The organism is Pseudomonas abieticivorans, from assembly GCF_023509015.1.
In the GTDB taxonomy this organism is placed as follows: domain Bacteria; phylum Pseudomonadota; class Gammaproteobacteria; order Pseudomonadales; family Pseudomonadaceae; genus Aquipseudomonas; species Aquipseudomonas abieticivorans.
Map to the genome: position 1 here is coordinate 3,690,996 of NZ_CP094975.1, position 24,644 is coordinate 3,715,639.

Sequence of the window (24,644 nt, forward strand, 5' to 3'; positions counted from 1 at the left end):
TAAACTGCGCCGCTGGTCGCCACGGAACGCTGTCATGCCCGCTCGTTTTATTGCAGTTGTCATCGCCCTGTCGTTCAGTTTCAACGCCTGGGCGCAAGCCTGGCCCGATCGCGACTGGGCCCAGGCGCCAGCGCCGCGCACCGCAGCGGTCGAGGCGTTGGAGGGCTATGCGTTTCCCGCCCGCAATGACGTGACTCGCCAGGGTGTGCGCACTGATGCCTTGTTGGTGATAAAAGACGGCCAGATCATTTACGAGCACTACGCTGCGCCGATCACTGCCACCACCGCTCATTCCACGTGGTCGATCAGCAAAAGCCTGATGGCCACGGTGCTGGGCGTGGCCTATGGCGAAGGCCGCTTCCAGTTGGATGATCCGGTGGCGCACTACTTTCAGCCCATGAATCACCACCCCGAGGTGCGCGTGCAAGACCTGCTGCATTGGGCCTCTGGGCTCGACTGGCAAGAGGACTATGAATACGCGCCGCTCAACTCTTCGGTGGTGGCAATGCTCTACACCCGTGGCCGCAATGACATGGCCGGTTTTACCGCCAGCACCCGAAGTTTTGCCGCCCCAGGCCAGGTGTTCCGGTACTCCAGCGGCGACAGCAATCTGCTTTCCGCGGCCCTGGAAAACATGGTCGGGCCCCACGATTACCATGACTATCCGTGGCGGGTCTTGTTCGCCCCCCTGGGTATCGACAGCGCAGTGTGGGAAACCGACACCAGCGGGGTGTTCGTCGCCTCGTCCTACGCTTACATGACCGCTCGCGACCTGGGCCGTGTCGGCCTGTTGATGCAGCGCGGCGGGCGCTGGCAAGACCGGCAGCTGCTGCCCAAGGCCTGGGTCGACTTCAACCTCAGGCCGTTCGAACACGCAGTCGCCGCCCCTGGCGAAGCCACCGCAGGTGGCCAATGGTGGCTCAATGTGCCCGTGGGTCCGGCACCCAGGCCCTGGCCCGCTGCACCGGCTGACACCTTCGCCGCCCTGGGCCATTGGGGCCAGGCGTTGTATGTGCTGCCGGGGCAGAAGCTGGTGGTCGTGCGCTATGGCGATGACCGCGACGCCAGCTACCAGCACAACGAACTGCTCAAGCGCGTTTTGGCAGCCTTCGGCGGGGAGGGCGCGCCATGATTCGCAACCACCCCTGGCGCAGCCTATTGCTGCTCGTGTTGTTGTCAGCCCTGGCCTGGACGTGGGCAGAGCGCCGTGAGTTGCAGGCCTTCCCTGGCATCCTCAGCGCCTACAGCGCCAAGGAGTTCTGCTCGTGCCGGTACGTGATGGAGCAGTCCGATGGGTACTGCCGCAGTTATGTGAAGCAGTATCTGCCGTTGAGCGAACTGCGCGACGATCCCGCTCGCGCCCGGGTAGTGGCTCGGGGCTTGGGGCAAACGCGTACGGCGGTCTGGATTGGCCCGCGCCAGGGCTGTCGGTTAATCTCGGGCGGCTAACAAAAGGCCTGCCGATTTGCCTGCCACTGCCACACCCGCTATGGTTGCCGCAAATACGTAACGGGGAATTACATGCGCTGCTTGATGCGCCTCTTACTGTCGCTGGCCGCCATCGCTGCACTGCCGGCCCAGGCAGCGTGGCACCTGGACAACGAATCTTCACGGCTGTCGTTCGTCAGCACCAAGAACGGCGAGATCGCCGAAGTGCATCGCTTCCTGGTGTTGCACGGCAAGGTCGACGACCAGGGCGTGGCCGAGTTGCAGGTCGAGATGGACTCGCTCAACAGCGGCATACCCTTGCGCGACGAGCGCATGCGCAACGCACTGTTCCAGGTGGCGCAGTACCCCGACGCATTGATTCGCGCGCAACTGGACATGCGCCCCATCCATGACCTGGCCCCCGGGGCCCAGGTAGAAATGCGCCTGCCGCTGAACGTTGCGCTGCACGGCAAGGAGCACAGCTACAACGCCGAGTTGTTGGTGACCCGCCTGGACGACCGGCGCTTTCAGGTGGTGACCCTGGAGCCACTGGTGGTGCACGCCGAGGATTTCGACCTGCTGCCCGGAATCGCCAGCCTGCGTACACTCGCGGGCCTTGAAAACATCAGCCTTGCCGTGCCGGTAGGCGCGGTGCTGATCTTTGCGGCGCGCTGACATGGCCGGCCCTATTTTCCCGTGGCGCAGCGATAATCAGTTCGAGCTGCTGATCGACGGCCCGGCTTTTTTCCCGCGCATGCTCGCGGCCATCGATGCGGCCGAGCAGCAGGTCGATCTTGAACTCTATCTGGTCGAGGCCGGTGCCTGCGCCGAGGCGATGGTGGTGACCCTGGTGCGCGCCGCGCAGCGAGGGGTCAGCGTGCGCTGTTTGTTCGACGCCTTCGGTTCGGCGGCTTTCACCCTGAGCTTACGCAAGCGGCTGATCGATGCTGGCGTGGAGCTGCGCCTGTATAACGTGATCCGCTGGCGCCGGGGGGTGCGTAACCTTTACCGCGACCACCGCAAGGTCCTGCTGGTGGATCAACAGTGGGGCGCGGTGGGCGGCACCGGGGTCACCGATGAATTCTGGCGGCCCGGCGAAGACAGCAGTGAATGGCACGAAGTGATGGTGCAGATCCAGGGCCCACTGATCGCCGATTGGCAGATGCTGTTCGACCGCCAATGGCGCGCCAACCTGCGCCGCACGGCTTGGCGCCCGGCCACCCATTTTGGCCTGCCGCACCTGCCGCCGGTACCGGTGAGCGGTGAGGGCCTGGGCCGAGTGGCGTACGCCGACGCTCGCCAGCACCGCGACATCCTGCAATCGCTGGTGCGTGCCCTGAACAGCGGCCAGCAACGCATCTGGCTGGCCACACCGTACTTTCTGCCGACCTGGAAGGTTCGCCGGTCGTTGCGCCGCGCGGCTGCCCGAGGGGTCGACGTGCGCCTGCTGCTGACCGGCCCGCGTACCGATCACCCTTCGGTGCGCTATGCCGGCCACCGCTACTACCCGCGCCTGCTCAAGGGCGGGGTGAAAATCTTCGAATACCAGCCGTGCTTCCTGCACCTGAAAATGGTGCTGATCGACGACTGGGTCAGCATCGGCTCGTGCAACTTCGACCACTGGAATTTGCGTTTCAACCTGGAAGCCAACCTTGAAGCGCTGGACCCACGGCTGACCGGCCAAGTGGAGCAGAGCTTCACCCGTGACTTTTTGCAGAGCGCCGAGGTAGGCCTTAGCGAATGGCAGGCCCGGCCGCTGTGGCGCAGGGTCCAGCAGCGCATCTGGGGCTGGGTGGATCGCCTGGTGGTCAACGCACTGGACCGGCGCGGCTGAGTGCGCGGCGGTCGGGAAGTAGTAGCTGACTATTACCCGCCGCGCACTACAAGGTCTACTTTGTACATTGCGCAGTTCATGTACTCAGGAGAAGCAAAGTGGCCGCGAAAAAGATCCTCATGCTGGTCGGCGATTACGTCGAAGACTACGAAGTGATGGTGCCGTTCCAGGCACTGCAGATGATCGGTCACACCGTGCACGCGGTGTGCCCGGACAAGGCCGCCGGGCAGAGCGTGCGCACGGCCATCCATGACTTCGAAGGCGACCAGACCTACAGCGAGAAACCCGGGCACAATTTTGCCTTGAACTTCGATTTCGCCAAGGTGCAGGCAGGTGACTACGACGCCTTGGTGGTTCCCGGTGGCCGAGCCCCGGAATACCTGCGTTTGAACGCCAAGGTGCTGGAACTGGTGCAGGCCTTCGACCAGGCGGGCAAGCCGATCGCCGCGGTGTGCCATGGCGCGCAACTGCTGGCAGCCGCCGGTGTGCTGGAGGGGCGCGAGTGCAGCGCCTACCCAGCTTGCGCACCGGAAGTGCGTTTGGCGGGTGGCACGTTCATCGACATCGAGGTCACCCAGGCCCATGTCCAGGGTAACCTCGCCACGGCCCCCGCCTGGCCGGCACACCCCGCGTGGCTGGCGGCGTTCCTGGGCCTGCTGGGCACCACAATCACTTTGTGAGGTTGCAACCATGTGCGAGCTTTATGTAAAGGCCGATCCCATCCTCTACGAATCGCGCTCGCGCTCGTTGCGCATCTGTGGCGTGGTCACGACCTTGCGGCTGGAGAACCAGTTCTGGGACATCCTGGCGCAAATCGCCGAGGACGACGGCATGACGACCAACCAGTTGATCACCAAGTTGTACGAAGAGGTGATGAACCACTGTGGCGAGGTGGTTAATTTCGCCTCGTTCTTGCGGGTCAGTTGCACCCGCTACCTGAGTCAGCGGCGCAACCATGCGCCGTTGACGTTGGTGGAGCGTTCGGCCTGAACGAAATCAGCCATCGATGCCAAAGCGTTGCACCCAGGCATGATAGGCGTCATCGACGTAATAGCCGGCGGTGACGATGGCCTGCGGTTCGATCAGCAAATCGTAGTACTCGGAGCGAATGTCGGCGATGCGGTAGCCATGGCCGCCAGCGAAGGTGCCGTCCAGTTGCCCGTTGGGCAGCAGGCGCAGCAACACGCCCTTGCGCTGGAACGGACCGCTGCGCAGCGAGCCTGTGCCGGCCACCACCAGCGAGCGGTTGTGGGCGCGCATGGCGTACAACTGATCCACATCGAACCCTTCACCATCAAGCTCTGGCAGTGCGAAGGCCAGGGCAGTGCCGCCGTTGAAGTCCGGGTCGGTAGCGCCCTCGGGCAAGCGCTTGGCCATGAGCACCTGGGCACCTTGGTTACCGACGGCAACCAAAGTGTCGTCTTCGTCGATCAACAGCGAATTGAAGCGTGCTACCTGGCCCTCGATGCCTACGGCGACGAAGCCCGAGTCGTTGAAGCTTGTGTCCAGGTGACCGCTGGCGTCATAGCGAGCGATCAGCGCATAGCCAGTACTGTCGACCGGTTGCGTGCCGCCGAACACCAACAGTTTTTGGCCTTGGGTAAGCACGCCCTTGGGGTTTATCCCGCGTTCGTTAAAGGTGACGTGCACCACGCCGCTGCCATTTAGGCTGTCATCCAGACTACCGTTGGCATTCAGGCGGATCAGCAGGGCGCTGCCGTCCGGGTTGGTATCGCGGACCTCCAGGAAAAACAGCAGAATCTTGCCGTCGTCCAGGGTCTGCGGGCTGCCAACCGGTGTGAGGCTACTGCGCAGGCGCTTGCGATTCTTACCGGTGCTGTCCGGCAGTTCGACAACCACTTTGCCATGGTCGCCGAAGCTCAGGTCGGGTTCGCCTTCCAAGGTATAGCTGGCCAGCGCCGGGCGGTCGATCCAGTCGAAAAAGTCAAATTGCGCAGCGGTTACCAATAAGGTCTCCCCCCGCAGCGCAAGGTGAGTGACCGCTGCAAAGCCGAAGGCGTGATCGTTGAAATCATCCTCGAAGTAACCCACCTCCTGGAAGCTGGTATCCAGTTGCAGGTCGGCGGTGAGGCGGGCAATGCAGAAGCTGCCGTCCAGGTTGATGCCCAGCATCAGCTTGCCGTCTGGCAGTGCAAGCAGTGCAACTACCTCGCCATCCAGGTCTTCGAGTTGATTGATTTGGGCGTTGCCGGCCAGGTGGTTCCGGCGCAGCTTGGCGATGGTTTTGCTCAGTGCTAAGTTCATGTTCCATATCCTTATTTGAACAGGCCGTGATGGGTCGCGGCGTGAAGGTGTCTGGACATTAAGCAACTGAGCAGGCGGTCGCGATACTGGCAGAAATACCAGTTCTGACGAACAGAAGATGTAAAAAAGCCCGGCACAAAGGCCGGGCTCCTTACCAACAGTCGAGGCTTACTTGATCTCGACCGCCAGGCTTTCAGCGATCTTCTGCTGCCAGATCGCGGGGCCGGTGATGTGCACCGACTCGCCTTTGCTGTCTACGGCCACGGTGACCGGCATGTCCTTGACCTCGAACTCGTAGATCGCCTCCATGCCCAGCTCTTCGAAGGCCACAACGCGGGACTTCTTGATGGCTTGCGCCACCAGGTAGGCGGCGCCGCCCACGGCCATCAGGTACACGGCCTTGTAGTCCTTGATCGCTTCGATAGCGATCGGGCCACGCTCGGATTTGCCGATCATGCCCAAAAGGCCGGTTTGATCGAGGATCTGGCGGGTGAACTTGTCCATGCGCGTGGCGGTGGTCGGGCCGGCTGGGCCAACCACTTCCTCGCGAACCGGGTCGACCGGGCCGACGTAGTAGATGAAGCGACCTTTGAGGTCCACTGGCAGGGTTTCACCGCGGTTGAGCATCTCGACCATGCGCTTGTGCGCGGCGTCGCGGCCGGTCAGCATCTTGCCGTTGAGCAGCACGGTTTCGCCCGGCGCCCAGCTTTGCACGTCTTCCGGGGTCAGGGTGTCCAGGTTCACGCGGCGCGCCGACGGGCCGGCTTCCCAGACGATTTCCGGGTAGGCGTCAAGGTCCGGTGCCTCCAACTCTGCCGGGCCCGAACCGTCGAGCACGAAGTGCGCGTGGCGGGTGGCGGCGCAGTTGGGGATCATGCACACCGGCAAGGAGGCGGCATGGGTCGGGTAGTCCATGATCTTCACGTCGAGCACGGTGGTCAGGCCACCCAGGCCCTGGGCGCCGATGCCCAGTTGGTTGACCTTGTCGAACAGCTCCAGGCGGATCTCTTCGATGCGGTTCTGAGGGCCACGGGCCTTGAGCTCGTGAATGTCGATGGACTCCATCAACACTTCCTTGGCCATGACCGCGGCTTTTTCGGCGGTGCCGCCGATGCCGATGCCCAGCATGCCCGGTGGGCACCAGCCGGCGCCCATGGTCGGCACGGTTTTCAGCACCCAGTCGACGATCGAGTCGGACGGGTTGAGCATGGCCATCTTCGATTTGTTCTCAGAGCCGCCGCCCTTGGCCGCCACGTCCACTTCTACGGTGTTACCGGGCACGATGGAGTAGTGGATGACCGCCGGGGTGTTGTCCTTGGTGTTCTTGCGAGCACCTGCCGGGTCGGCCAGGATCGAGGCGCGCAGCACGTTCTCTGGCAGGTTGTAGGCGCGGCGCACGCCTTCGTTGATCATGTCGTCCAGGCTCAGGGTCGCGCCGTCCCAGCGCACGTCCATGCCCACGCGCACGAACACGGTGACGATGCCGGTGTCCTGGCAGATCGGGCGGTGGCCGGTGGCACACATGCGCGAGTTGATCAGGATCTGGGCGATGGAGTCACGGGCTGCCGGCGACTCTTCGCGCAGGTAGGCTTCGTGCATGGCCTGGATAAAATCAACGGGGTGGTAGTAGGAAATGAACTGCAGGGCATCGGCGACGCTCTGAATCAGGTCGTCTTGCTTGATCACGGTCATGCGGCGCGCTCCTCTTTAAGACGGGAACATTCGTTAAGGTATTTTGACAGGTCGGGGCGACCGCCAAAACGACCTTTCAAGGCGCGCCGACGCAATTGGCCGACGCAAAAAAGGCGCGGCAGTATACCGCACCCAAGGCGTGCGTATACGCGCCAAAAGTCAAAGGCGGGCGGTAATCGACAGGCCGGTCGTGGTTCCGGTGTCGTAGAAAACTTATACAAGACTTGTAGATTTGATTAGGTAAAATGCCGGGGCGCCTCTAGAGTGGCATCTGGCCATAGCGCCCTTCGGTGCCACACGGGAAGGAATCCCTTTTGAGCACGGTGAGTCAACGAGTGACCGAGAAAGCCTTACAAAAGTTGTTGGTGAAGCGCTTTATCCTCGCCGCCAGCACCTATCTACTGGTGTTGGCGCTGACTTGGGTGGCGATCCTCAGCGATTATTTCCATGCGCCCCTGCACACTGCCATCGTCAGTAGCGGGTTGGTCGTGGTGTGCCAGTTGGTTTTGCTGGGGGTTTTTCTCAAAGGTTGGAACCAGCTTTTCGCCGACCCCAGCCTCACCGAGTTCCAGGTGCTGCTGGCGCTGGGCTGGCAAACCTGGCTGGTGGCCCACCTTAACGGGGCGCGTGGCACGTTTTTGGTGATGTACGTGCTGATCCTGCTGTTTGGCCTGTTCCACCTCAGCCGCCGGGCCTTTGTTCGCTGTGCGATGCTGGTGTTCTGCAGTTTTGCCGGGCTGAACCTGTGGGAGGGCTACTACATGCAACTGCCCGACCCGGGGCTTGCGGCGATCCAGGTGTGCGCGTTATTCGTGGTGCTGGTGTGGCTGTGCCTGTATGCCAGCTATGTGCAGGCTTCGCGCCACCGCATGCGCCAGCGCCGCTTCGCCTTGCAAGCGCACCAGGACACGCTGCGCGGCATGATGCGCCAACTTGAAGACCTGGTGGCCACCGATGAACTCACGGGGCTGTTCAACCGCCGTCATTTCCTGCGCCTGGCCTCGCGCGAGCTCAACGAAATGGGCGCCCAGGTCTGTCACGGGCTGGCCCTGATCGACCTGGACCACTTCAAACGGATCAACGACGTGCATGGCCACGCGGCCGGTGACCAGGTGCTGCAAGCATTCGCCGCAGTCGCCGGTGCGTGCCTGCGTGACGGTGACGTATTGGCCCGCTATGGCGGTGAAGAATTCGTGTTGTTGCTGCCAGACTGCAACCCCGACCGCCTCAGCGCCTGCTGCGAGCGCCTGCGCCTGGCCTTCGCCAATGCCGAGCCGCTGGGCTTGAGCGTCGCCAACCTGAGCCTCTCGGCCGGCATGACCCTGCTGCATGAAGGTGACGACCTGGACGATGCCCTGCATCGCGCCGATCAGGCACTGTATCGGGCCAAGCGAAGTGGGCGTAACCGCTGCGCTGCAGCCTGGGAAAGCACTGATGCCTGAATTGATCGTCGCTGGCCAGCGCTGGTCGGTGGCCGCGCAGACCAACCTGCTCGATGCCTTGAATGCCCAGGGGCTGGCCGTGCCTTACAGCTGCCGGGCGGGCAGTTGCCATGCCTGCCTGGTACAGTGCCTGCAAGGCGAGCCGGAGGATTTCAACCCCACCGCGCTGGAGCCGGCTAAACGCGAACAGGGCTGGCGCCTGGCCTGCCAGTGCCGGGTGGTGGCTGACCTGGCCGTGGCGGTGTTCGACCCGCGCAAGGATGGCGTCGGCGCCCAGGTGCTGGGCTGTGACTGGCTCAGCCCAGGGGTATTGCGCCTGCGCCTGGCCAGTGAGCGGCCGCTGCGCTATCAGGTCGGGCAGCACCTGGTGCTATGGACCGCCAGTGGCGTGGCCAGGCCCTACTCGTTGGCGAGCCTGCCCCAGGAGGATGAGTTTCTCGAGTTCCACCTGGACTGCCGGCAGCCCGGGGCGTTCAGCGACGTGGCCCGCCAGTTGACGGTCGGCAGCCCGCTGCGCCTGGGTGAATTGAGTGGTGGGGCCTTGCACTATGATCCCGACTGGCAACAACGGCCACTGTGGCTACTGGCTGCCGGCACCGGCCTGGCGCCTTTGTGGGGGGTGTTGCGCGAGGCCCTGCGCCAAGCGCATCAAGGGCCGATCCAGGTGGTCCATGTGGCTCACGAGCACTACCTGGCCGAACCGCTGCGAGCATTGGCGGCGTGCCACCCACAGATACACGTCCAGCTGTTGAGCCCCGAACAAGCGCCCTCGGCGCTGGCCACCTGGCGCTTGCAGTCGCGCCAAACCATTGCCCAGGTGTGCGGCTCGCCCGCCAGCGTCGAACATTTCAGCCGGCGCTTGTACCTGATGGGGCTGCCGCGTAACCAGCTGTTGGCGGATATGTTTGTAGAACGCCGTTAGGGTGCCGGTATCGCCAAGCCTTTGGCGATGAATGAGACGCTAGCCTGGTCGACCCGTTCCACACGTCGCCGGGCTAAGGCCTGTTGGCAATCGGGCGATACGCCATGAAAAAAGCCCCGCCGTTTTCACGGCGGGGCTTTTGGTTACAGCAAGCGCGGCTTAGCCGACCAGCGGGTCACCGACATGCAAGATCTTCATGCCGTTGGTACCACCGATGGTGTGGTAGCTGTCGCCCTTGGTCAGGATGACCCAGTCGCCTTGCTGAACCACGCCAAGCTTGAGCAGCTCGTCGACGGCGGCCTGGCTGACCTGGTCGGCCGGCAAGGATGCCGGGTCGAACGCCACCGGGTACACGCCGCGGAACATCGCGGCGCGGGCCTGGGTTTCGCGGTGCGGGCTGAACGCGTAGATCGGCACCGAGGAGCGCAGGCGCGACATGATCAGCGGGGTGTAGCCGCTTTCGGTCAGCGCGATGATCGCCTTCACACCAGGGAAGTGGTTGGCGGTGTACATCGCCGCCAGGGCGATGCTTTCGTCGCAGCGGTCGAAGGTGGTGTGCAGGCGGTGGCTCGACTTTTTGGTCGTCGGGTGCTTTTCGGCGCCCAGGCAGATGCGGGCCATGGCCTGTACAGCTTCGATCGGATAAGCACCGGCGGCACTTTCAGCCGACAGCATGACGGCGTCGGTGTAGTCCAGCACGGCGTTGGCGACGTCGGAAACCTCTGCACGGGTTGGCATCGGGTTCTGAATCATCGACTCCATCATCTGGGTCGCCACGATCACGGCCTTGTTGTTGCGGCGTGCGTGCTGGATGATTTTTTTCTGGATGCCGATCAGCTCGGCGTCGCCGATTTCCACACCCAGGTCACCCCGGGCAACCATGACGGCATCGCTGGCGCGGATCAGGCCGTCCAGGGTTTCGTCATTGGCCACGGCTTCGGCGCGCTCGATCTTGGCGACCAGCCAGGCGGTACCACCGGCTTCGTCACGCAGGCGACGGGCGTATTCCATGTCGGCGGCATCACGTGGGAACGAAACGGCCAGGTAGTCCAGGTCCATTTCGGCGGCCAGCTTGATGTCAGCCTTGTCTTTTTCGGTCAGGGCTGGCGCAGTCAGGCCACCGCCGCGGCGGTTGATGCCTTTATGGTCCGACAACGGGCCACCGATCAGCACGGAGCAGTGCAGGGCGTCTGCGGTTGCCGTTTCGACGCGCATGACCACGCGGCCGTCGTCAAGCAGCAACTCGTCGCCCACGCCGCAGTCCTTGACCAGGTCCGGGTAATCGATACCAACGATTTCCTGGGTGCCTTCGGTCAGCGGGTGGCTGGTGGAGAAGGTGAAGCGGTCACCGACATTGAGCTCGATGCGCTTGTTGGCGAATTTCGCGATGCGGATCTTCGGCCCTTGCAGGTCGCCCAGCAGCGCGACGTGTCGGCCGTTTTTCGCGGCGATGTCACGGATCAGCTTGGCGCGAGCCTTGTGCTCATCGGGCGTCCCGTGGGAGAAGTTCAGGCGAGCCACATCCAGGCCGGCCAGAATCAGTTGTTCAATGACTTCCGGCGAGTTGCTGGCAGGGCCAAGGGTGGCGACGATTTTAGTACGGCGAACGGACATGCACTGACTCCTTAATTGAAGCGCAGCGAAAGGCTACTCCTGAAAAGCGCTGTAGTCATTGTTCCTCTGCACTACCTTGAAAGGAGTTGCTTGCACAATACTCACGGGCAGGCCCGATTGTCGCAGCCGATTGAAGAAATCCCAAGGTGGGTCGATACAGGGCACAGGACAGGAGAACCCCATGCGCATCCTATTTGTTTTGGCCCTGGCGGCCAGTGTCGTCGGCTGCACCCGCTATACGATGGACCACCATTTGAACAACGCCTACCTGGCCTACGACCAGGGCGACTGTGACCGGGTGATATTGGAATTGTCCCGGGCCGACCGCCAGGCCCGTGCACGGCCCTACATCCAGCCGGAAACCTCGATGCTGCGCGGCCAGTGCCTGGAGCGCCAGAAGCTGTTTCTGGACGCGGCCCAGACGTATGAGTTCATTATCGCCCAGTACCCTTACAGCGAGTACGCCTACCGTGCCCGCGCGCGGCTGCAAACGCTGCAGCAATTGGGGCACTACCGCGGGGCGGACGCCGCCCAGCCACGGCCTGCACCGTTGTGAGGCGCCTGAGCTAATGTTCATGGGCTGTTCGTCGGCTACCGGCTAAACTGACCGGAAGGCTCTTTGAGTCCGGCAGCACTAGTGCGACCATACTTAATGGTCTTTTCAAGCGATGTGAGCATGTATACCGAACGCCGTATCGAGCGTCACCAGTTGCCGTACTACCTGAAACTGTTCAACCGTTACACCGGCCAGCCCATGGGCTACCTGGGCAATATCTGCGAAGAGGGGCTGATGCTGATCAGCGACCTGCCGCTATTGGTGGGCGCCGATTTCGAGTTGCAACTCAAGATCCCGGGCAGCGAAGGTGGCGTCCATCACGTGAACCTGACCGCGACGTGCCTGTGGTGCCACGAAGACGTGACGCCTTCGCATTACGATTCCGGGTTCATGCTGCTCAAGGCCCCGGCCGAGTTCGGCGGGATGGTGGATGCGTTGCGCCATTACTTCAGCTTCTACCCGTTGAGTGCTTCGGCCTGATGGGCCGTGGCGTCTGCTTCGCGGATGCCCCTACATAGCGTTAGACGTCGCCTGCAGTAGCAGATTTATCCGCGAAGCAGGCGCCGCATACTCAAATAACCCCCGCCTTCTTCCAGCCCAGGTAGCGCGACACCAGCTCTGCACCCAGCTCACCCGGCCGGGCGTCGAGCACCGGCACACCGTGGGCATCGAGTTTTTCGTGCAGGCTGTTGCGCGCGTTCAGGTAGTCGATGCTGCCGCAGTATGTCAGCGCGTCCTGCCAGGTGTGCACCGGCGCCTGGCGCAGGGTGTCGAGCACTTCCTCGCGCAGGCTGGCCACCAGCACTCGGTGCCGGGTGGACAACTGGCGCACCGCGCTGAGGAGTTCTTCGTCGTCTTCATCGCGCAAGTTGGTCACCAGCACCACCAGGGCGCGACGTTTCTGCCGGGCCAGTAACAGCCGGGCCGCCGCGGTGTAGTCGGCCGGGCGCTGGCTGGTGTCCAGGTCGTACACGGCATTGAGCAGCGCGTTGAGCTGTGGGTTGCCTTTTACCGGTGCAAGAAAGCGCGTTTGCTTGCCAGCGAAGGTCGCCAGGCCCACCGCGTCGCCTTGGCGCAGGGCCACGTAGCTGAGCAGCAGGCAGGCATTGAGCGCATGGTCGAAATGTGCCAGCTCGCCGTCCTGGCTGCGCATGCGGCGCCCGCAATCGAGCAGGAAGATGATTTGCTGGTCGCGCTCGTCCTGGTACTCACGGGCGATGGGCATGCGTTGCCGGGCGGTGGCTTTCCAGTCGATCTGGCGCAGGCTGTCGCCTTCGCGAAATTCGCGCAGTTGATTGAACTCCAGGCCCTGGCCACGGCGTTGACGCTGGCGAATGCCCAGTTGGCTGAGCCAGTTGTCCACGGCCAGCAGTTGGGCACCGTGCAGGCGGGCGAAGTCGGGGTACACCCGGGTGGCGCTGTGCACCGCCAGGTAGCGGCGCTGCTGCCAAAGCCCCAGCGGGCTGGGCAACTGCACTTCGCAGCGGTTGAATGCATAGTGGCCGCGGCGCACCGGTTGCAGCCGGTAGCCCAACTGGCTGAGCTGGCCGGGTTGCAGGGCGATGGCCTGGGGCAGGCTGTCCAGGTTCAGGCCGTCCGGGACATGGTCGAACACGCGCAGGGTCAGCGGGTTGCGCAGGGCATGGCTGACCTCCAGGCGCACCTCGCTCCAGCGGCCCAGGGCCAGGCTGCCGGGCAATTGCCGGGTGACTTGCGGCGAGGGCAGGCGGCTGACCAGCCAGCCGTCGAGCAGGCAGACCGCGACCAGCGCCAGCAGCATGCCGTAGGCAATTGCGTCCAGGCTGGCCGGCACCGCAAGCCCCAGGGCCTTGCAACTGCCCAGCACGATGCACAGCGCCAGCAGTGCGCCGAGCCAGCCGAGCAACAGCCGCGATGGTTTGATCACAGGCGCGGCGCCGCGACCTGGTCGAGCAGTTGCCGCAGCACCTGGTCGACCGACAGCCCCTCGATGTCCAGCTCCGGTGACAACCGCACCCGGTGGCGCAGCACGGCCAGGGCGCAACCCTTGATGTCGTCGGGCAGCACGAACTCGCCGCCACGCAGCAACGCCCGTGCGCGACCGCCGCGCACCAGGGCGATCGAAGCCCGAGGCCCGGCCCCCAGCGCCAGGCCCGGCCAGGTGCGGGTGGCACGGGCCAGGCGCACGGCGTAGTCGAGCACCTGTTCGTCAATCGGCAGGTCACTGGCGATGCGTTGCAGGGCGACCACGTCCTTGGCCTGCAGCAGGGTGCGCAGCGGTTGCACGTCGAGCATGTCGGCGCGGGTCGAGCGGCTGACCTGGCGCACCATGTTCAGTTCCTGGTCGGCGTCGGGGTAGTCCATGCGCAACTTGAGCATGAACCGGTCAAGCTCGGCCTCGGGCAGCGGGTAAGTACCCTCCTGCTCCAGCGGGTTTTGCGTGGCCAGCACCATGAACGGCGGGGCGATGGGCAGGGCGCGACCTTCCAGGGTGACCTGGCGTTCTTGCATGGCTTCCAGCAGCGCGGCCTGGGTCTTGGCTGGCGCCCGGTTGATTTCGTCGGCCAGCAGCAGGTGGGTGAACAGCGGCCCCTTGCGCAGCTTGAACTGCTCGGTCTGCAGGTCGTACACCGCATGCCCGGTGACATCGCTGGGCATCAGGTCAGGAGTGAACTGGATGCGCGCGAAGTCCCCGCCAAAGCACCGGGCCAGGGCCCGCACCAGCAAGGTCTTGCCCAGGCCTGGCACGCCTTCGAGCAGCACGTGGCCGCCGGCGATCAGCGCCGTGAGCACGTCGTCGATGACGTTGACCTGGCCGATCAAGGCCTTTTGCAGCTCCTGGCGCAAGGCCTGGGCCAGTTGGCTTGCGCGATGGCGCTGCTGGGCAATGTGTTCGGCCGAGGGGGCGCTGGCCGCCGGGGCGTCACCGGGGATGTCATGGGAAGAGTCGCTCGTATGTTCCGGAGCCTTGCTAACTGTTAAAAGCGTTTTATCTTCCATAAATCAACCACTTACCTAATCTAATCTTTTTTTGAGGTTTTTGAGGCGCGGCATCGCTTAGTACCATGGTTATCTGCACGTGTGAGCTCTCATGTACTTCGGCGACTTCATGGAAAAATCATGGATCTTTAGGCTGCTACAGATTGAACCGGGAGCACCTTACAGGGCTTCAGAGTGCCATTGCTGCGACAAGTATTACGAGGTCACCATAGCCCTTGGAAGCTTGGCCCGTCAGATTTTGGAGGTTGGGTGGGACGCCCGATCTGAATAGTCACCGGAATTGGGAAATCTACACCTACCAATGCCACCTCACCTTGCTTCAGATTGGGCAAGAAAGCGGCGGCTGAACGATCCAGCTCTCCGCAGGCACGTTCGACCACTTCTCGGTCACGGTCATTGGTCAGCCGATGCACCAGCAACGTACCCATCTGACTCAGCACTCCTTCTGTGATGTCTCGCGGTCGTTGGGTAACCAGGCAGATGTTGAGTCCGTACTTTCGTCCTTCTTTCGCGATGAGTTCGAACGCGTCCAAGTTCTGAACGTCGTCCTCACTCCCCAAGGTTTTTCCTAGGAAATTGTGAGCCTCGTCCAAGATGACGATCAACGGGCGCTGCCTGAAAGACTCGTTACGTGCTCGAACCAACAACAGTCTGCCGATGGCGTTGGCGATGACTTCTCTCGCGTTGAATTCATAGCCGACCGAGCTGAGGCATATTCTGAATAGCCGCTTCTCCCCAGCAATAAATTCATCAAGATGTTCAACCAGGCTCGGAAGGCCTTCTGCTGGGCGAAATATACTGCTCAGCGAAGGAGAATCCATAACGCTCATGATTCGTGTCATGAGGGAGGAGCAGTAGGATAGCTCTGTACTGGCAGCGCCCCATCTACTCATGTCGTTGTTATGCCCCGTCGGGAAGCAGCATTCCTCGACAATTTGCCGAACCAGCATCCCTGGATCAAAGGGAAGATTCGGATTACCTACCCGGTTGGCGTTGTCGTCCCTATTCATCGCTCGACGAAAATCAGCTTTGAGTTGGCCTACTTTCGGAACGTACCCTCCCGTGAAGATATCTGGAGCCAATGCCGCAAGCCTCAGGCTTTTGATGGCTTCTCTGAGTTTCGGGCCCTGCGTTTTACCTGAAGGCTGAAAGAGGGCTATGAAATCCGTCTCATTAAAGCATGTGGGCGGAATGGCCACCTCAAGGGAGGCAGGAGTCCGATGTAGTGGGTTTCCGAGATGGTGATGTGTTGTGTCTTCCCCTTCCAGTGACCGGTATTCCCCGGTAGCGTCCACAAGCACGATCTTGCAGGCATATCGACGACACTCCTGGATGAGCTTTGAAGTCGTCCAGCTTTTCCCACCGCCAGTTGAGCCCAAGATCGCGCAGTGGCGCCCAAAGATTTTTTCTGGTGTTACAGCAATCGCGAAACCGCCGTCCCCAGAGACGTGTCCAAGATCGAGCGCTACGCGAGGGGGCTCTCCATTTACCCCGCTCGAAATCAGGGTCGGGATTTTGGAGATAAACGAACCAGGTGCAGAGTAGACCCGGTCGCCCAGTCGTGGGTAGGAGCTCACGCCCGCAGTAACTTTCAAGGTGTGTGGGTGAACAGACCCCAGCAGTCGGATAAAGCCGATCGCGTCAATAGCATGCGTGCCAGCAAAGTCTTGGGAAATCTCGGTACGCTCGCGATCAGGTAGGTTCACCTCGGTGATGCGTCCTAAGAGCACCGCCTGCTGACCCTCGATGAGCACCAGTTCCCCTACCTCGCCCTTGCCGTAGCGATTTTGACCGAGATATCGACCGCTGTTCTCTCCAGCATGTGCCAAGTTGATTTTGATCAACTGCGCAGCCACGCTGGTGACCACCCCGATTTTAAGCGTGCTAAGGAGTATTCCTTCTGGGGACATGATTACCTACCGATCCGTTTGACTGCGTTCGCCAAATTCTCAGCTGGCGAAGCCGTGCGTAGGTGGGGGATATGCGCGGCCAGATCGCTGAATGAACCACTAACAAAATGGACGTCGAAACCACGCTGAGCGAGATCGCGGAATTTTCCCCAGTAGGCGCTCGATCCATTATCCCCACGATTGTGGACATGGCTGATGCCACTGTAGTCGCAAAGAATCAGCTTCAGGCTAGGGTTGGATTGCAAGGCAGAATAGATCGGTTCTGAAAGGTGGTCATCGTTAAACCCGAATCCTGACACAACCAGACAGCTGTTTGGTTGACGTAAAAACTCCAGAAATCTTGAAAGCAGCTCCAAGTGGGGTTGAAGAAACGCTTGCTGGTATTTTCCTTTTGCGGGATATATCAGGCACGCGTTTTCCGGCGTCGGTCGGCTGTCCTCATAGATTTCATGACCATCACGGCTCCAGCTGACTGATCCGTGTAGCTTCAGCAGTTGAAAAATGCCTTCGGCAAACTCGTGGCTGTCTGCCTCCCGGCGCACGATGTCGTACGTGAAATGTTTGCCGTCAAACCGGCGTCTGCGGGTGTAGGAAAATCCGTCAATAATGACCATACCCAGTTCCGACGCTGCCGTTTCAAAACACATGTCATAGTTTGTCGTAAACACCTTCAGGCGCGGGTCACGAACCCTTCTCCTAGCCAGCTTCTGGAGGAGTTCACGATATGCCGATATGTCTGAAGTGGGCAGAGTAATGAACGTTGAGCAAGCGTGTAGGATTTGCTCCTTCACGCGTGCGACAAACTCTTCGACGACTGGGTCGTCATTGAACGCCAGGTAGGCGTCGCACTGTGATAAGAAATGCTCAATGTTCGGATTATCGCGCTCGGCGTAACGGACACGCTCAGTAACCTGCTGGCCGGCAGCTGTCAGCGCATGGGTCTGCGGGTCACACATCGAGTCTTGCCATAGCTTCCACATGCTAGGCCCGCCTGGGTTACCTAGAGATGTACCGCTTCCAGCAAAAAAACCTAAGTTAGGTACCTGAAGAGCAGACGAAAACATCTCGCTAAGCCTATTCCTGTTCGAGCTGATCACATTTTCATCATCAGGCTCGACGCCCTTCAGGACTTGATAAGCCTCAGCTGTCAGCGGCATCCACTCACTAGCACCTGGTGGAAGGTATGCCTGCTGCCCTTGGTACGTGGGTGGAAGAGGAATTACAGGCAGTCGTGGTGGAGGGACAAATGGAGGTGCATCGACTGGCATAGAACACGTTCCTGTGTTGTGAAATAAAAGCCATACAGCCCCGGCCTTTCAACCGTTCCCAAGCTGCCTGCTTGATATCTGCTTGGCATCATATCGCAAGCGGACTTAGCGACGTATGGCAGATCGCCTACACCGGAGCCGAGTCAGATGGGGAGTCCATGGGGAATCAACTAGGCCCCAAATCGTCGATCACATGCAAGCTGGCGAGTGCTGATCTCGCGGTATCGCTGCCTTTGGAGTGAACCTCAACCTCCGATACCTAGCTCATCAAGTCCAGTCGCTAGTCATTTGTGAAAGCGAACTGAATGTGTTTATATCTGTATATTCGGTTATCCACATATCTAGGTCGATTGCTTATGAACCTTGCACCACACACCTTCTTCAAGTGCCTGGGAGACGAAACCCGCGCTCGGATCATGCTCATGCTGTCCGCAGAGGGTGAGCTGTGCGTGTGCGAGTTGATCTGGGCACTGGACGATAACCAGTCGAAGGTTTCCAGGCACCTTGCACAGTTGCGTGCTTGCGGGTTACTCGCGGATCGCAGGCAAGGTCAGTGGGTTTACTACCGGCTGCATCCCGAGCTGGAACAATGGGCGCTGGATGTTTTGAACGTCACTACGCAGGCCCACCTGTCTTGGGTTAACGATCATCAAGGACGGCTGGCTTCCATGGAAGACCGGCCCGTACGCCAGGCCTCCTGCTGCTGACCTCCTGATCTGGAACATACTCATGCTCATCGCTGCGTCGATATTCGTAGTTACGCTCGTCCTTGTTATCTGGCAACCCAAGGGGTTAGGTGTCGGTTGGAGCGCGGCAGTGGGTGCCGTTCTGGCACTACTGACTGGCGTCGTGAGTCTGGGGGATGTGCCGGTGGTGTGGCACATCGTCTGGAACGCTACCGCGACTTTCATCGCCGTAATCATCATCAGTTTGCTGCTTGATGAAGCGGGCTTCTTCAAATGGGCAGCGCTTCATGTCGCCCGCTGGGGCGGTGGGAAAGGCGGGCGCCTGTTTGCTTTGATGATCTTGCTCGGGGCAGCCGTCTCGGCGCTTTTCGCCAACGACGGCGCAGCACTGATCCTCACTCCCATCGTTATAGCGATGCTCACGGCGTTGCGCTTTAGGCCTGCATCGACCCTGGCGTTCGTGATGGCCGCAGGCTTTATCGCCGATACCGCCAGTCTGCCCATGGTGGTGTCGAACCTGGTCAACATCGTTTCGGCTGACTTTTTCAGCGTAGGTTTCGGGGAGTACGCTTCAGTCATGTGGCCAGTGAACCTAGTGGCAGTGGCCGCGACGCTGTTCATGCTCTGGATGTTTTATCGAAAGGACATTCCCGCCCACTACGACGCGAATCAGCTTGAGGCGCCAGAGGCTGTGATTCGTGACCGGGCGACTTTCATTGCTGGCTGGTGGGTGCTTGGCCTATTACTGGTTGGCCTGTTCGCACTGGAACCGCTAGGCATCCCCATCAGCGCCGTCGCTGCTGTGTGTGCGGTGATCCTGCTGGTCATCGCAGGGAAAGGCCACATCATCTCGACGAGGAAAGTCATCAAGCACGCACCCTGGCAGATCGTAGTGTTCTCGTTGGGCATGTATCTGGTGGTCTACGGCCTGCGCAATGCTGGTCTGACTGACTCCCTCTCGGGGTTGCTTAACACGTTCGCCGAGCATGGACTGTGGGCCGCTACCTTGGGCACGGGCATCACCGCTGCGCTGCTGTCCTCGATCATGAACAACATGCCGAGTGTGCTTATCGGCGCTCTGTCCATTCAGGGTAGCGACGCCACCGGATTGGTGCGTGAGGCCATGATCTACGCAAATGTCATCGGTTGCGATCTCGGCCCAAAAATTACGCCAATCGGAAGTCTGGCCACGCTGCTGTGGCTGCATGTCCTGGCGCAGAAAAATATCCGTATCACCTGGGGCTACTACTTCAAAGTCGGAAGCATCCTCACCCTCCCTATCTTGCTGCTAACGCTTGCGGCACTGGCGTTGCGGCTGAGCATTCCCGTCTAGGAGATACCCATGAAAGTACTGTTTATGTGCACGGCCAACAGCTGTCGGAGCGTTCTCTCGGAGGGGCTGTTCAACCACTCGGCCCCGAATGGTTTTACTGCCGTTAGTTCAGGTAGCTTCCCTAGTGGACAACTGAATCCCCGCGCTGTGAGCACGCTACAAGCGCTGGCCATCGACACCACAGATCTCTACAGCAAAGGCTCAGAGGTCTTTTCGGAGTCACCACCGGATGTGGTTATCACCGTCTGTGACAAGGCCGGGGGCGAGCCATGCCCGGTCTATTTTGGGCCTGCTGTCAAAAGCCACTGGGGCCTTGCCGACCCTTCCGATGTTGAAGGAACGGACAGCGACATACAGGCCGCATTTGACTCGACCGTCGTCCAGATCAGAAAGCGTTTCGAAGCGTTCTTCAGTCTGAATCATTCGACGCTTACGCCGCAGGAACTGAAGCGCGAGCTAGATCGTATAGGTGAGCTGTGATGGACGAATTTTCCTCGGAGAGCAGTCCGGATCTTCCAAATCTGGATCTTTCACTGGTTGATATCCCCACACTGGATCTGCTGCAGGGCCACGATCAACCGGCCCACAAGCCGCGTATTTTGTTGTTGTATGGTTCAACCCGTGAGCGCTCTTTCAGCAGGCTGTTGACTCAGGAGGCCGCACGCATCCTGACTCTAATAGGAGCCGAGGCCGTGATCTTCGACCCATCAGGTCTGCCTCTCCCTGATGACGCTCCGGAAGACCATCCAAAGGTAAAAGAGCTGCGGGATCTGGTTCTATGGTCGGAGGGACAGGTTTGGTGTTCGCCAGAGCGTCACGGTGCAATGTCTGCTGTGTTCAAAGCCCAAATCGACTGGATTCCTCTCACGATGGGGGCTGTGCGACCTAGTCAGGGTAAAACCCTTGCCGTAATGCAGGTCTGCGGTGGATCACAGTCCTTTAACACGGTAAACCAGCTGCGGATCCTCGGGCGCTGGATGCGGATGATCACCATCCCAAACCAGTCGTCAGTACCCAAGGCCTTCCTGGAGTTCGACGACGTAGGGCGTATGAAGCCATCTGCCTACTACGACCGTGTGGTGGATGTGATGGAGGAACTGATGAAGTTCACGCTGATGGTTCGGGGCCGGGAAACGTATCTGGTAGACCGCTACTCCGAGCGTAAGGAAAGCGCTGAGGCACTCTCGAAACGGGTCAACCAAAGATCGATTTGAGCCACCAAGGGGATAAAGGATGAGCAACATCACCACAGTCAGGATTGCGCAGCTTTCGGACGCGCAAGCCATCCAGGCAATCTACGCACCGATGGTCGAGCGTACCGCGATTTCGTTCGAGCTAGAGCCCCCTCCAGTCGAAGAGATGGCCAAGCGGATTGAATCGACTTTGCCGACTTACCCCTACCTCGTAGCGGAGCGAGACGGCCAGGTTATCGGCTATGCATACGCCAGTCAGCATCGTGCTCGTGAGGCCTATCGCTGGTCGGTCGACGTCACGGTCTATATAGCGCCAAACGCACACCGTAGCGGCGTTGGCCGGGCTCTCTATGACGTATTGCTGCCGACACTGGAGAGGCAAGGCTTTCACGCAGCCTATGCCGGGATCGCGCTACCCAACGATGGCAGCGTGGGGCTACACGAAGCACTTGGCTTCGCTCACATCGGTACGTATCCAGAAGTTGGATTCAAGCACGGCGTCTGGCATGACGTCGGGTATTGGCGAATTGCGCTGAATGTCACGAATCCGCCAAAACCGCCCGTGCCTTTCAGTGAGAGCAGCCCGAAACTTTAGATGGTCGCACTCCAGGTCGGCAACTGACTTGGTCGTAATGAGTTGAACAGAATCCAATTTGACCCCGTATTCTTATCAAGACCTTGCCTGAGGTTGCTATTAGATTTCATTTTTCCGAGATGCTCAGCTTGCTATGAGCACGGGCTTGACTTGGGTACTGAGGATTTGAGTATGGGAAAGTGGTCAGGTCGAATGAAATTGGGTGGTCAAGTCGAATAGAATCAGGCAGGTCTAGTGAGTGTAATTAAACATGCAGGCCTTGGCAGAGTGGGCGATCCACTCAAAAAAAGCGCCCACAAAATGGCTTTGTGACAAGCCGATGTATGAATGGATGGATTCTTGAATGTCGGATTCTTTGGCTATCTCCAACGAGATGCTGTCCAACCCTGTGGGCGTCAGTGCGCTCATCATTTCTCTTGCGTCCCTATTCATGACGGTCAATTTGTGGAAGCGAGCGAACCGTCCCATCTTGACGGCCAGAGTCACTACCCACTCCGGAGGCTCTGAAGGGATTGCGCTGAACCTATTGATTGAGAACACTGGAAATCGCCCGGCCTGCGAAGTGAGGCTCAGAGCCAGGGAGCGGGACGTCCTGGCTGCATTAGTCGATCCGACATCCACGCAATTGCCCAGCGATGCCAGGAGGTGTTTTTTTTCGAACATAATCATTCCTGTGCTAGCTAACGGAAAGACTGCATCCAATGCATTTGGCGTGCTCGGCGGGGAAAAGGCTACGTGGAGGAGCGGTGCCAAATTTTCTGTTCAAATACGGTATCGGGGCTTAGATGGAGGGACGTACCGAAGCAAAATGATCTTGGTCTTGTCCGATGACGCAGGATTTGCCCAGAGCTTCTGGGATGCTGAGTAGTGCTGTTGGGTGCTGACCAGGAAGGTTCCCTGACCGACGTTGTATAGCGTCTCTCCCCATTCTGAGATACTGTCGATTTGACACCGTCAACTTTGATCAGTCCTGCTGTGCTTTCTGAGGCAGCATGGAGGTCATTTTGGCACTGTGAGATTCCAAGGAGGGAAATATGTGGGTTGATAATGAAACAGAAACGGATTTTCTAAACTTCTCCGGAGTGGCCGACACCGTCGCCGAAATCATCTATCAGGCGGATGGTCGGCCAATCTCAATCGGTGTCTCAGGGGCTTGGGGCGCCGGTAAGTCCTCGATGATCAAACTGATCCAATCGTCGCTTCGAACCCCGCCTGAGCCGAAAGAGAAACCATCAAAAGATTTCGTATTCGTTGAGTTCAATGCATGGCTCTACCAAGGCTACGATGACGCCAGGGCTGCGCTCATGGACGTTATTGCGACCCGCCTTGAGGAGGAAGCGCTAAAGCGTCAAACAGGTTTGGAGAAAGCCGGCGAGCTGATCGCACGAGTCAATTGGCTTCGTGCGGCCAAAATGGTTGGTGGAGCAGCATTCGCGTTGGCCAGCGGCGTACCTCCTCCTGGATTTATGGGTGAAGTTTTCAGTTTGGCAGGCCGAGTCTGGTCAGGTGGGGTCGATCAAGCAGTAGTTTCCGACATTCACGATAAGGCCGAAGATGCTGCAAAGCTCGCCAAGGATCTTGTCCGGGAAAAGCCACCGCGATCATCGCCGCCACGGGAAATTCAAGCTCTAAGAGACAATTTCGAATCCATTCTCGACGAGCTAGGTGTGACGCTGGTCGTGCTGATCGACGATCTGGATCGCTGTCTCCCAGAAACGACGATTTCGACGCTTGAGGCCATCCGACTGTTCCTTTTCCTGCGTAATACCGCATTCGTCATCGCCGCTGATAACGAGATGATCAAGCACGCAGTTCGCCGGCATTTCAGTGGTGTCCCTGACGACGTCTTGGTCACCAGCTATTTTGACAAACTGATCCAAGTTCCCATCCGTGTTCCTCCTCTCGGTACGCAGGAAGTAAGGGCTTACATGATGATGCTGTTTTTGGAGAACAGTACTTTGGATAAGCCAACTGTTGAGCAGATACGCATCCGGGTTCGAGATCAGCTCAGGACGACATGGCAAGGTAACCGTGTCGACAGAGCCTTCATGCAGGGGCTTTACGATTCTTACCCAACTGAGTTGATCGGCAAGTTCGATACCGCCGAACGTTTGGCGGCTGTGATGACCTCGGCCTCCGGAATCCAAGGTAACCCACGGTTGATCAAGCGCTTCCTGAACGCTCTCGCCATCCGCATGACCATCTCGCGTGCTCAAGGTGTTGGAGTCGATGAGGCTGTGCTCGTCAAGTTGATGCTCTTTGAACGTAGTGGTAATCCCAAAGCCTATGAGGAGTTGATGAAAGCGGTCGCCTCTCACAAGCAGGGCAAGCCAGCAATGCTTCAGGAATGGGAGGAGAGCTTGAAGCAGGGCAAAGCGCTTACGCTTCCCCAACCGTGGGAGCACCCTTTCGTTAAGGATTGGTTGGCGTTACCTCCGGCGTTAGCCGATAAGGATCTGCGAGGCGCCATTTACGTAAGTCGCGAGCACGCGCCGATTATCACTGATGAGGATCGCCTCTCCTCAGAGGCTGCCGAGTTACTGGCGGCATTACTTGAAATGCCCGATATGGCCTACCAGCTCAGAGAGAGACTTGCGACCATCGCGCCGCTCGAAATCACAGTTTTGATGGATCGTCTCTTGGACAGGGCTAGCACTGAACAGGAGTGGGGGGTGCCAGCCATTCTTGAGGCTCTCCTTGTTGTCGCGAAGCTAGATGGACAACAAGGACTTCGCCTTGCTGCGTTTCTGAAAGAGCGTCCGCCGGCGCAGATTCAAGCTGGCATCGTCCCAAAGCTGACTGACGAGCCATGGGCGAAATCTGTTTATCAATATTGGCTGAGCGCCGAAGTCAGCTCTCCTGTGAAGGCGGCAATAAGGAAATTGGATGGGAACGTCACAAAATAGCGATGGGCCAGGTAAAGGGGT

General features: G+C 59.9%; 25 protein-coding genes. 17 read left to right on the forward strand and 8 right to left on the reverse strand.

Annotated features, from left to right (window positions below; all coding sequences use genetic code 11):
* The first annotated feature begins 34 nt into the window (after positions 1–34).
* The 6 genes from L9B60_RS16930 to L9B60_RS16955 all read left to right on the forward strand — a co-directional run bounded on the left by L9B60_RS16930 (position 35) and on the right by L9B60_RS16955 (position 4,252).
* Positions 35–1,132 carry a serine hydrolase domain-containing protein gene (locus tag L9B60_RS16930; protein WP_249671909.1) on the forward strand — a complete coding sequence of 366 codons (1,098 nt, stop codon included), beginning with the start codon at positions 35–37 and terminating at the stop codon, positions 1,130–1,132.
* On the forward strand, positions 1,129–1,449 hold the full coding sequence (locus L9B60_RS16935; RefSeq protein ID WP_249671910.1) for an amidase: 321 nt from the start codon (positions 1,129–1,131) through the stop codon (positions 1,447–1,449). The genes L9B60_RS16930 and L9B60_RS16935 overlap by 4 nt, the downstream gene beginning before the upstream one ends.
* Positions 1,450–1,521: 72 nt before the next feature.
* On the forward strand, positions 1,522–2,103 hold the full coding sequence (locus L9B60_RS16940; protein WP_249671911.1) for a YceI family protein: 582 nt from the start codon (positions 1,522–1,524) through the stop codon (positions 2,101–2,103).
* Position 2,104: 1 nt separating this feature from the next.
* The gene (locus L9B60_RS16945; protein ID WP_249671912.1) at positions 2,105–3,262 is read left to right on the forward strand and encodes a phospholipase D-like domain-containing protein; all 1,158 of its coding nucleotides are present in this window, start codon (positions 2,105–2,107) and stop codon (positions 3,260–3,262) included.
* A 119-nt stretch (positions 3,263–3,381) separates the two neighbouring features.
* Complete coding sequence (locus tag L9B60_RS16950) at positions 3,382–3,942, forward strand: DJ-1/PfpI family protein (protein WP_249679760.1); 561 nt, start codon at positions 3,382–3,384, stop codon at positions 3,940–3,942.
* Positions 3,943–3,952: 10 nt separating this feature from the next.
* Positions 3,953–4,252 (forward strand): ribbon-helix-helix domain-containing protein, encoded by a 300-nt coding sequence (locus L9B60_RS16955; protein WP_249671913.1) that lies wholly within the window; start codon positions 3,953–3,955, stop codon positions 4,250–4,252.
* A 6-nt stretch (positions 4,253–4,258) separates the two neighbouring features.
* On the opposite strand, the gene L9B60_RS16960 is transcribed toward L9B60_RS16955, so the two are convergent.
* On the reverse strand, positions 4,259–5,527 hold the full coding sequence (locus L9B60_RS16960) for a hypothetical protein (protein WP_249671914.1): 1,269 nt from the start codon (positions 5,525–5,527) through the stop codon (positions 4,259–4,261).
* Between the two features lie 168 nt (positions 5,528–5,695).
* Positions 5,696–7,219: a fumarate hydratase gene (locus L9B60_RS16965; RefSeq protein WP_249671915.1), complete on the reverse strand. Its 1,524-nt coding sequence runs from the start codon at positions 7,217–7,219 to the stop codon at positions 5,696–5,698.
* A gap of 335 nt (positions 7,220–7,554) precedes the next feature.
* Here L9B60_RS16965 and L9B60_RS16970 point away from each other — a divergent pair, with 335 nt between their 5' ends.
* Together L9B60_RS16970 and L9B60_RS16975 are read left to right on the forward strand one after the other, a co-directional pair.
* A complete protein-coding gene (locus L9B60_RS16970; protein WP_249679761.1) occupies positions 7,555–8,661 on the forward strand; it encodes a GGDEF domain-containing protein in 1,107 nt (368 codons plus the stop codon).
* Positions 8,654–9,583 carry an iron-sulfur-binding ferredoxin reductase gene (locus L9B60_RS16975; RefSeq protein WP_249671916.1) on the forward strand — a complete coding sequence of 310 codons (930 nt, stop codon included), beginning with the start codon at positions 8,654–8,656 and terminating at the stop codon, positions 9,581–9,583. Before L9B60_RS16970 ends, L9B60_RS16975 begins: the two co-directional genes overlap by 8 nt.
* Before the next feature lie 159 nt (positions 9,584–9,742).
* On the opposite strand, the gene pyk is transcribed toward L9B60_RS16975, so the two are convergent.
* Positions 9,743–11,197 carry a pyruvate kinase gene (gene pyk, locus L9B60_RS16980; protein ID WP_249671917.1) on the reverse strand — a complete coding sequence of 485 codons (1,455 nt, stop codon included), beginning with the start codon at positions 11,195–11,197 and terminating at the stop codon, positions 9,743–9,745.
* A 181-nt stretch (positions 11,198–11,378) separates the two neighbouring features.
* Between pyk and L9B60_RS16985 the strand changes: the two genes are divergently transcribed.
* Entirely contained in the window at positions 11,379–11,753 is a 375-nt protein-coding gene (locus tag L9B60_RS16985) for a tetratricopeptide repeat protein (protein WP_249671918.1), read from the forward strand.
* Between the two features lie 120 nt (positions 11,754–11,873).
* Positions 11,874–12,233, forward strand: a complete 360-nt coding sequence (locus tag L9B60_RS16990) for a PilZ domain-containing protein (RefSeq protein WP_249671919.1) — start codon at positions 11,874–11,876, stop codon at positions 12,231–12,233.
* A gap of 91 nt (positions 12,234–12,324) precedes the next feature.
* Here L9B60_RS16990 and L9B60_RS16995 read toward each other — a convergent pair whose 3' ends face one another.
* From L9B60_RS16995 to L9B60_RS17010, 4 genes are all read right to left on the reverse strand, one after another.
* A complete protein-coding gene (locus tag L9B60_RS16995) occupies positions 12,325–13,656 on the reverse strand; it encodes a DUF58 domain-containing protein (protein WP_249679762.1) in 1,332 nt (443 codons plus the stop codon).
* Positions 13,656–14,732: an AAA family ATPase gene (locus tag L9B60_RS17000; protein ID WP_249671920.1), complete on the reverse strand. Its 1,077-nt coding sequence runs from the start codon at positions 14,730–14,732 to the stop codon at positions 13,656–13,658. Before L9B60_RS17000 ends, L9B60_RS16995 begins: the two co-directional genes overlap by 1 nt.
* A 203-nt stretch (positions 14,733–14,935) precedes the next feature.
* Entirely contained in the window at positions 14,936–16,642 is a 1,707-nt protein-coding gene (locus tag L9B60_RS17005; RefSeq protein ID WP_249671921.1) for an ATP-binding protein, read from the reverse strand.
* A gap of 2 nt (positions 16,643–16,644) precedes the next feature.
* The gene (locus L9B60_RS17010) at positions 16,645–17,799 is read right to left on the reverse strand and encodes an SIR2 family protein (protein WP_019741364.1); all 1,155 of its coding nucleotides are present in this window, start codon (positions 17,797–17,799) and stop codon (positions 16,645–16,647) included.
* Between the two features lie 467 nt (positions 17,800–18,266).
* Here L9B60_RS17010 and L9B60_RS17015 point away from each other — a divergent pair, with 467 nt between their 5' ends.
* From L9B60_RS17015 to L9B60_RS17035, 5 genes are read left to right on the forward strand one after another with little or no spacing between them, the layout of a single operon-like run.
* Positions 18,267–18,617, forward strand: a complete 351-nt coding sequence (locus L9B60_RS17015; RefSeq protein WP_145159349.1) for a metalloregulator ArsR/SmtB family transcription factor — start codon at positions 18,267–18,269, stop codon at positions 18,615–18,617.
* 22 nt (positions 18,618–18,639) lie between these two features.
* Positions 18,640–19,929: an arsenic transporter gene (locus L9B60_RS17020; protein ID WP_249671922.1), complete on the forward strand. Its 1,290-nt coding sequence runs from the start codon at positions 18,640–18,642 to the stop codon at positions 19,927–19,929.
* Positions 19,930–19,938: 9 nt separating this feature from the next.
* Positions 19,939–20,409, forward strand: coding sequence for an arsenate reductase ArsC (locus tag L9B60_RS17025; protein WP_145159347.1), 471 nt, complete (start codon positions 19,939–19,941; stop codon positions 20,407–20,409).
* Positions 20,409–21,143: an arsenical resistance protein ArsH gene (gene arsH, locus L9B60_RS17030; protein ID WP_249671923.1), complete on the forward strand. Its 735-nt coding sequence runs from the start codon at positions 20,409–20,411 to the stop codon at positions 21,141–21,143. Before L9B60_RS17025 ends, arsH begins: the two co-directional genes overlap by 1 nt.
* A gap of 19 nt (positions 21,144–21,162) precedes the next feature.
* Positions 21,163–21,717, forward strand: a complete 555-nt coding sequence (locus tag L9B60_RS17035) for an arsinothricin resistance N-acetyltransferase ArsN1 family B (protein WP_249671924.1) — start codon at positions 21,163–21,165, stop codon at positions 21,715–21,717.
* 231 nt (positions 21,718–21,948) lie between these two features.
* Here L9B60_RS17035 and L9B60_RS17040 read toward each other — a convergent pair whose 3' ends face one another.
* Positions 21,949–22,203, reverse strand: a complete 255-nt coding sequence (locus L9B60_RS17040) for a hypothetical protein (RefSeq protein ID WP_249671925.1) — start codon at positions 22,201–22,203, stop codon at positions 21,949–21,951.
* Here L9B60_RS17040 and L9B60_RS30785 point away from each other — a divergent pair.
* Positions 22,148–22,585, forward strand: coding sequence for a DUF8453 domain-containing protein (locus L9B60_RS30785; RefSeq protein ID WP_498371220.1), 438 nt, complete (start codon positions 22,148–22,150; stop codon positions 22,583–22,585). The genes L9B60_RS17040 and L9B60_RS30785 overlap by 56 nt on opposite strands.
* Positions 22,586–22,751: 166 nt before the next feature.
* Entirely contained in the window at positions 22,752–24,623 is a 1,872-nt protein-coding gene (locus L9B60_RS17045) for a KAP family P-loop NTPase fold protein (protein ID WP_249671926.1), read from the forward strand.
* Positions 24,624–24,644: the final 21 nt, after the last annotated feature.

What these genes read in the sequence shown, in the direction of transcription:
- L9B60_RS16930 (WP_249671909.1), top strand. Translation starts at nt 35, where the DNA reads ATGCCCGCTCGTTTTATTGCAGTTGTCATCGCCCTGTCGTTCAGTTTC.
- L9B60_RS16935 (WP_249671910.1), top strand. Translation starts at nt 1,129, where the DNA reads ATGATTCGCAACCACCCCTGGCGCAGCCTATTGCTGCTCGTGTTGTTG.
- L9B60_RS16940 (WP_249671911.1), top strand. Translation starts at nt 1,522, where the DNA reads ATGCGCTGCTTGATGCGCCTCTTACTGTCGCTGGCCGCCATCGCTGCA.
- L9B60_RS16945 (WP_249671912.1), top strand. Translation starts at nt 2,105, where the DNA reads ATGGCCGGCCCTATTTTCCCGTGGCGCAGCGATAATCAGTTCGAGCTG.
- L9B60_RS16950 (WP_249679760.1), top strand. Translation starts at nt 3,382, where the DNA reads ATGCTGGTCGGCGATTACGTCGAAGACTACGAAGTGATGGTGCCGTTC.
- L9B60_RS16955 (WP_249671913.1), top strand. Translation starts at nt 3,953, where the DNA reads ATGTGCGAGCTTTATGTAAAGGCCGATCCCATCCTCTACGAATCGCGC.
- L9B60_RS16960 (WP_249671914.1), bottom strand. Translation starts at nt 5,527, where the DNA reads ATGAACTTAGCACTGAGCAAAACCATCGCCAAGCTGCGCCGGAACCAC.
- L9B60_RS16965 (WP_249671915.1), bottom strand. Translation starts at nt 7,219, where the DNA reads ATGACCGTGATCAAGCAAGACGACCTGATTCAGAGCGTCGCCGATGCC.
- L9B60_RS16975 (WP_249671916.1), top strand. Translation starts at nt 8,654, where the DNA reads ATGCCTGAATTGATCGTCGCTGGCCAGCGCTGGTCGGTGGCCGCGCAG.
- pyk (WP_249671917.1), bottom strand. Translation starts at nt 11,197, where the DNA reads ATGTCCGTTCGCCGTACTAAAATCGTCGCCACCCTTGGCCCTGCCAGC.
- L9B60_RS16985 (WP_249671918.1), top strand. Translation starts at nt 11,379, where the DNA reads ATGCGCATCCTATTTGTTTTGGCCCTGGCGGCCAGTGTCGTCGGCTGC.
- L9B60_RS16990 (WP_249671919.1), top strand. Translation starts at nt 11,874, where the DNA reads ATGTATACCGAACGCCGTATCGAGCGTCACCAGTTGCCGTACTACCTG.
- L9B60_RS17000 (WP_249671920.1), bottom strand. Translation starts at nt 14,732, where the DNA reads ATGGAAGATAAAACGCTTTTAACAGTTAGCAAGGCTCCGGAACATACG.
- L9B60_RS17005 (WP_249671921.1), bottom strand. Translation starts at nt 16,642, where the DNA reads ATGTCCCCAGAAGGAATACTCCTTAGCACGCTTAAAATCGGGGTGGTC.
- L9B60_RS17010 (WP_019741364.1), bottom strand. Translation starts at nt 17,799, where the DNA reads ATGCCGCTGACAGCTGAGGCTTATCAAGTCCTGAAGGGCGTCGAGCCT.
- L9B60_RS17015 (WP_145159349.1), top strand. Translation starts at nt 18,267, where the DNA reads ATGAACCTTGCACCACACACCTTCTTCAAGTGCCTGGGAGACGAAACC.
- L9B60_RS17020 (WP_249671922.1), top strand. Translation starts at nt 18,640, where the DNA reads ATGCTCATCGCTGCGTCGATATTCGTAGTTACGCTCGTCCTTGTTATC.
- L9B60_RS17025 (WP_145159347.1), top strand. Translation starts at nt 19,939, where the DNA reads ATGAAAGTACTGTTTATGTGCACGGCCAACAGCTGTCGGAGCGTTCTC.
- arsH (WP_249671923.1), top strand. Translation starts at nt 20,409, where the DNA reads ATGGACGAATTTTCCTCGGAGAGCAGTCCGGATCTTCCAAATCTGGAT.
- L9B60_RS17035 (WP_249671924.1), top strand. Translation starts at nt 21,163, where the DNA reads ATGAGCAACATCACCACAGTCAGGATTGCGCAGCTTTCGGACGCGCAA.
- L9B60_RS30785 (WP_498371220.1), top strand. Translation starts at nt 22,148, where the DNA reads ATGACGGTCAATTTGTGGAAGCGAGCGAACCGTCCCATCTTGACGGCC.
- L9B60_RS17045 (WP_249671926.1), top strand. Translation starts at nt 22,752, where the DNA reads ATGTGGGTTGATAATGAAACAGAAACGGATTTTCTAAACTTCTCCGGA.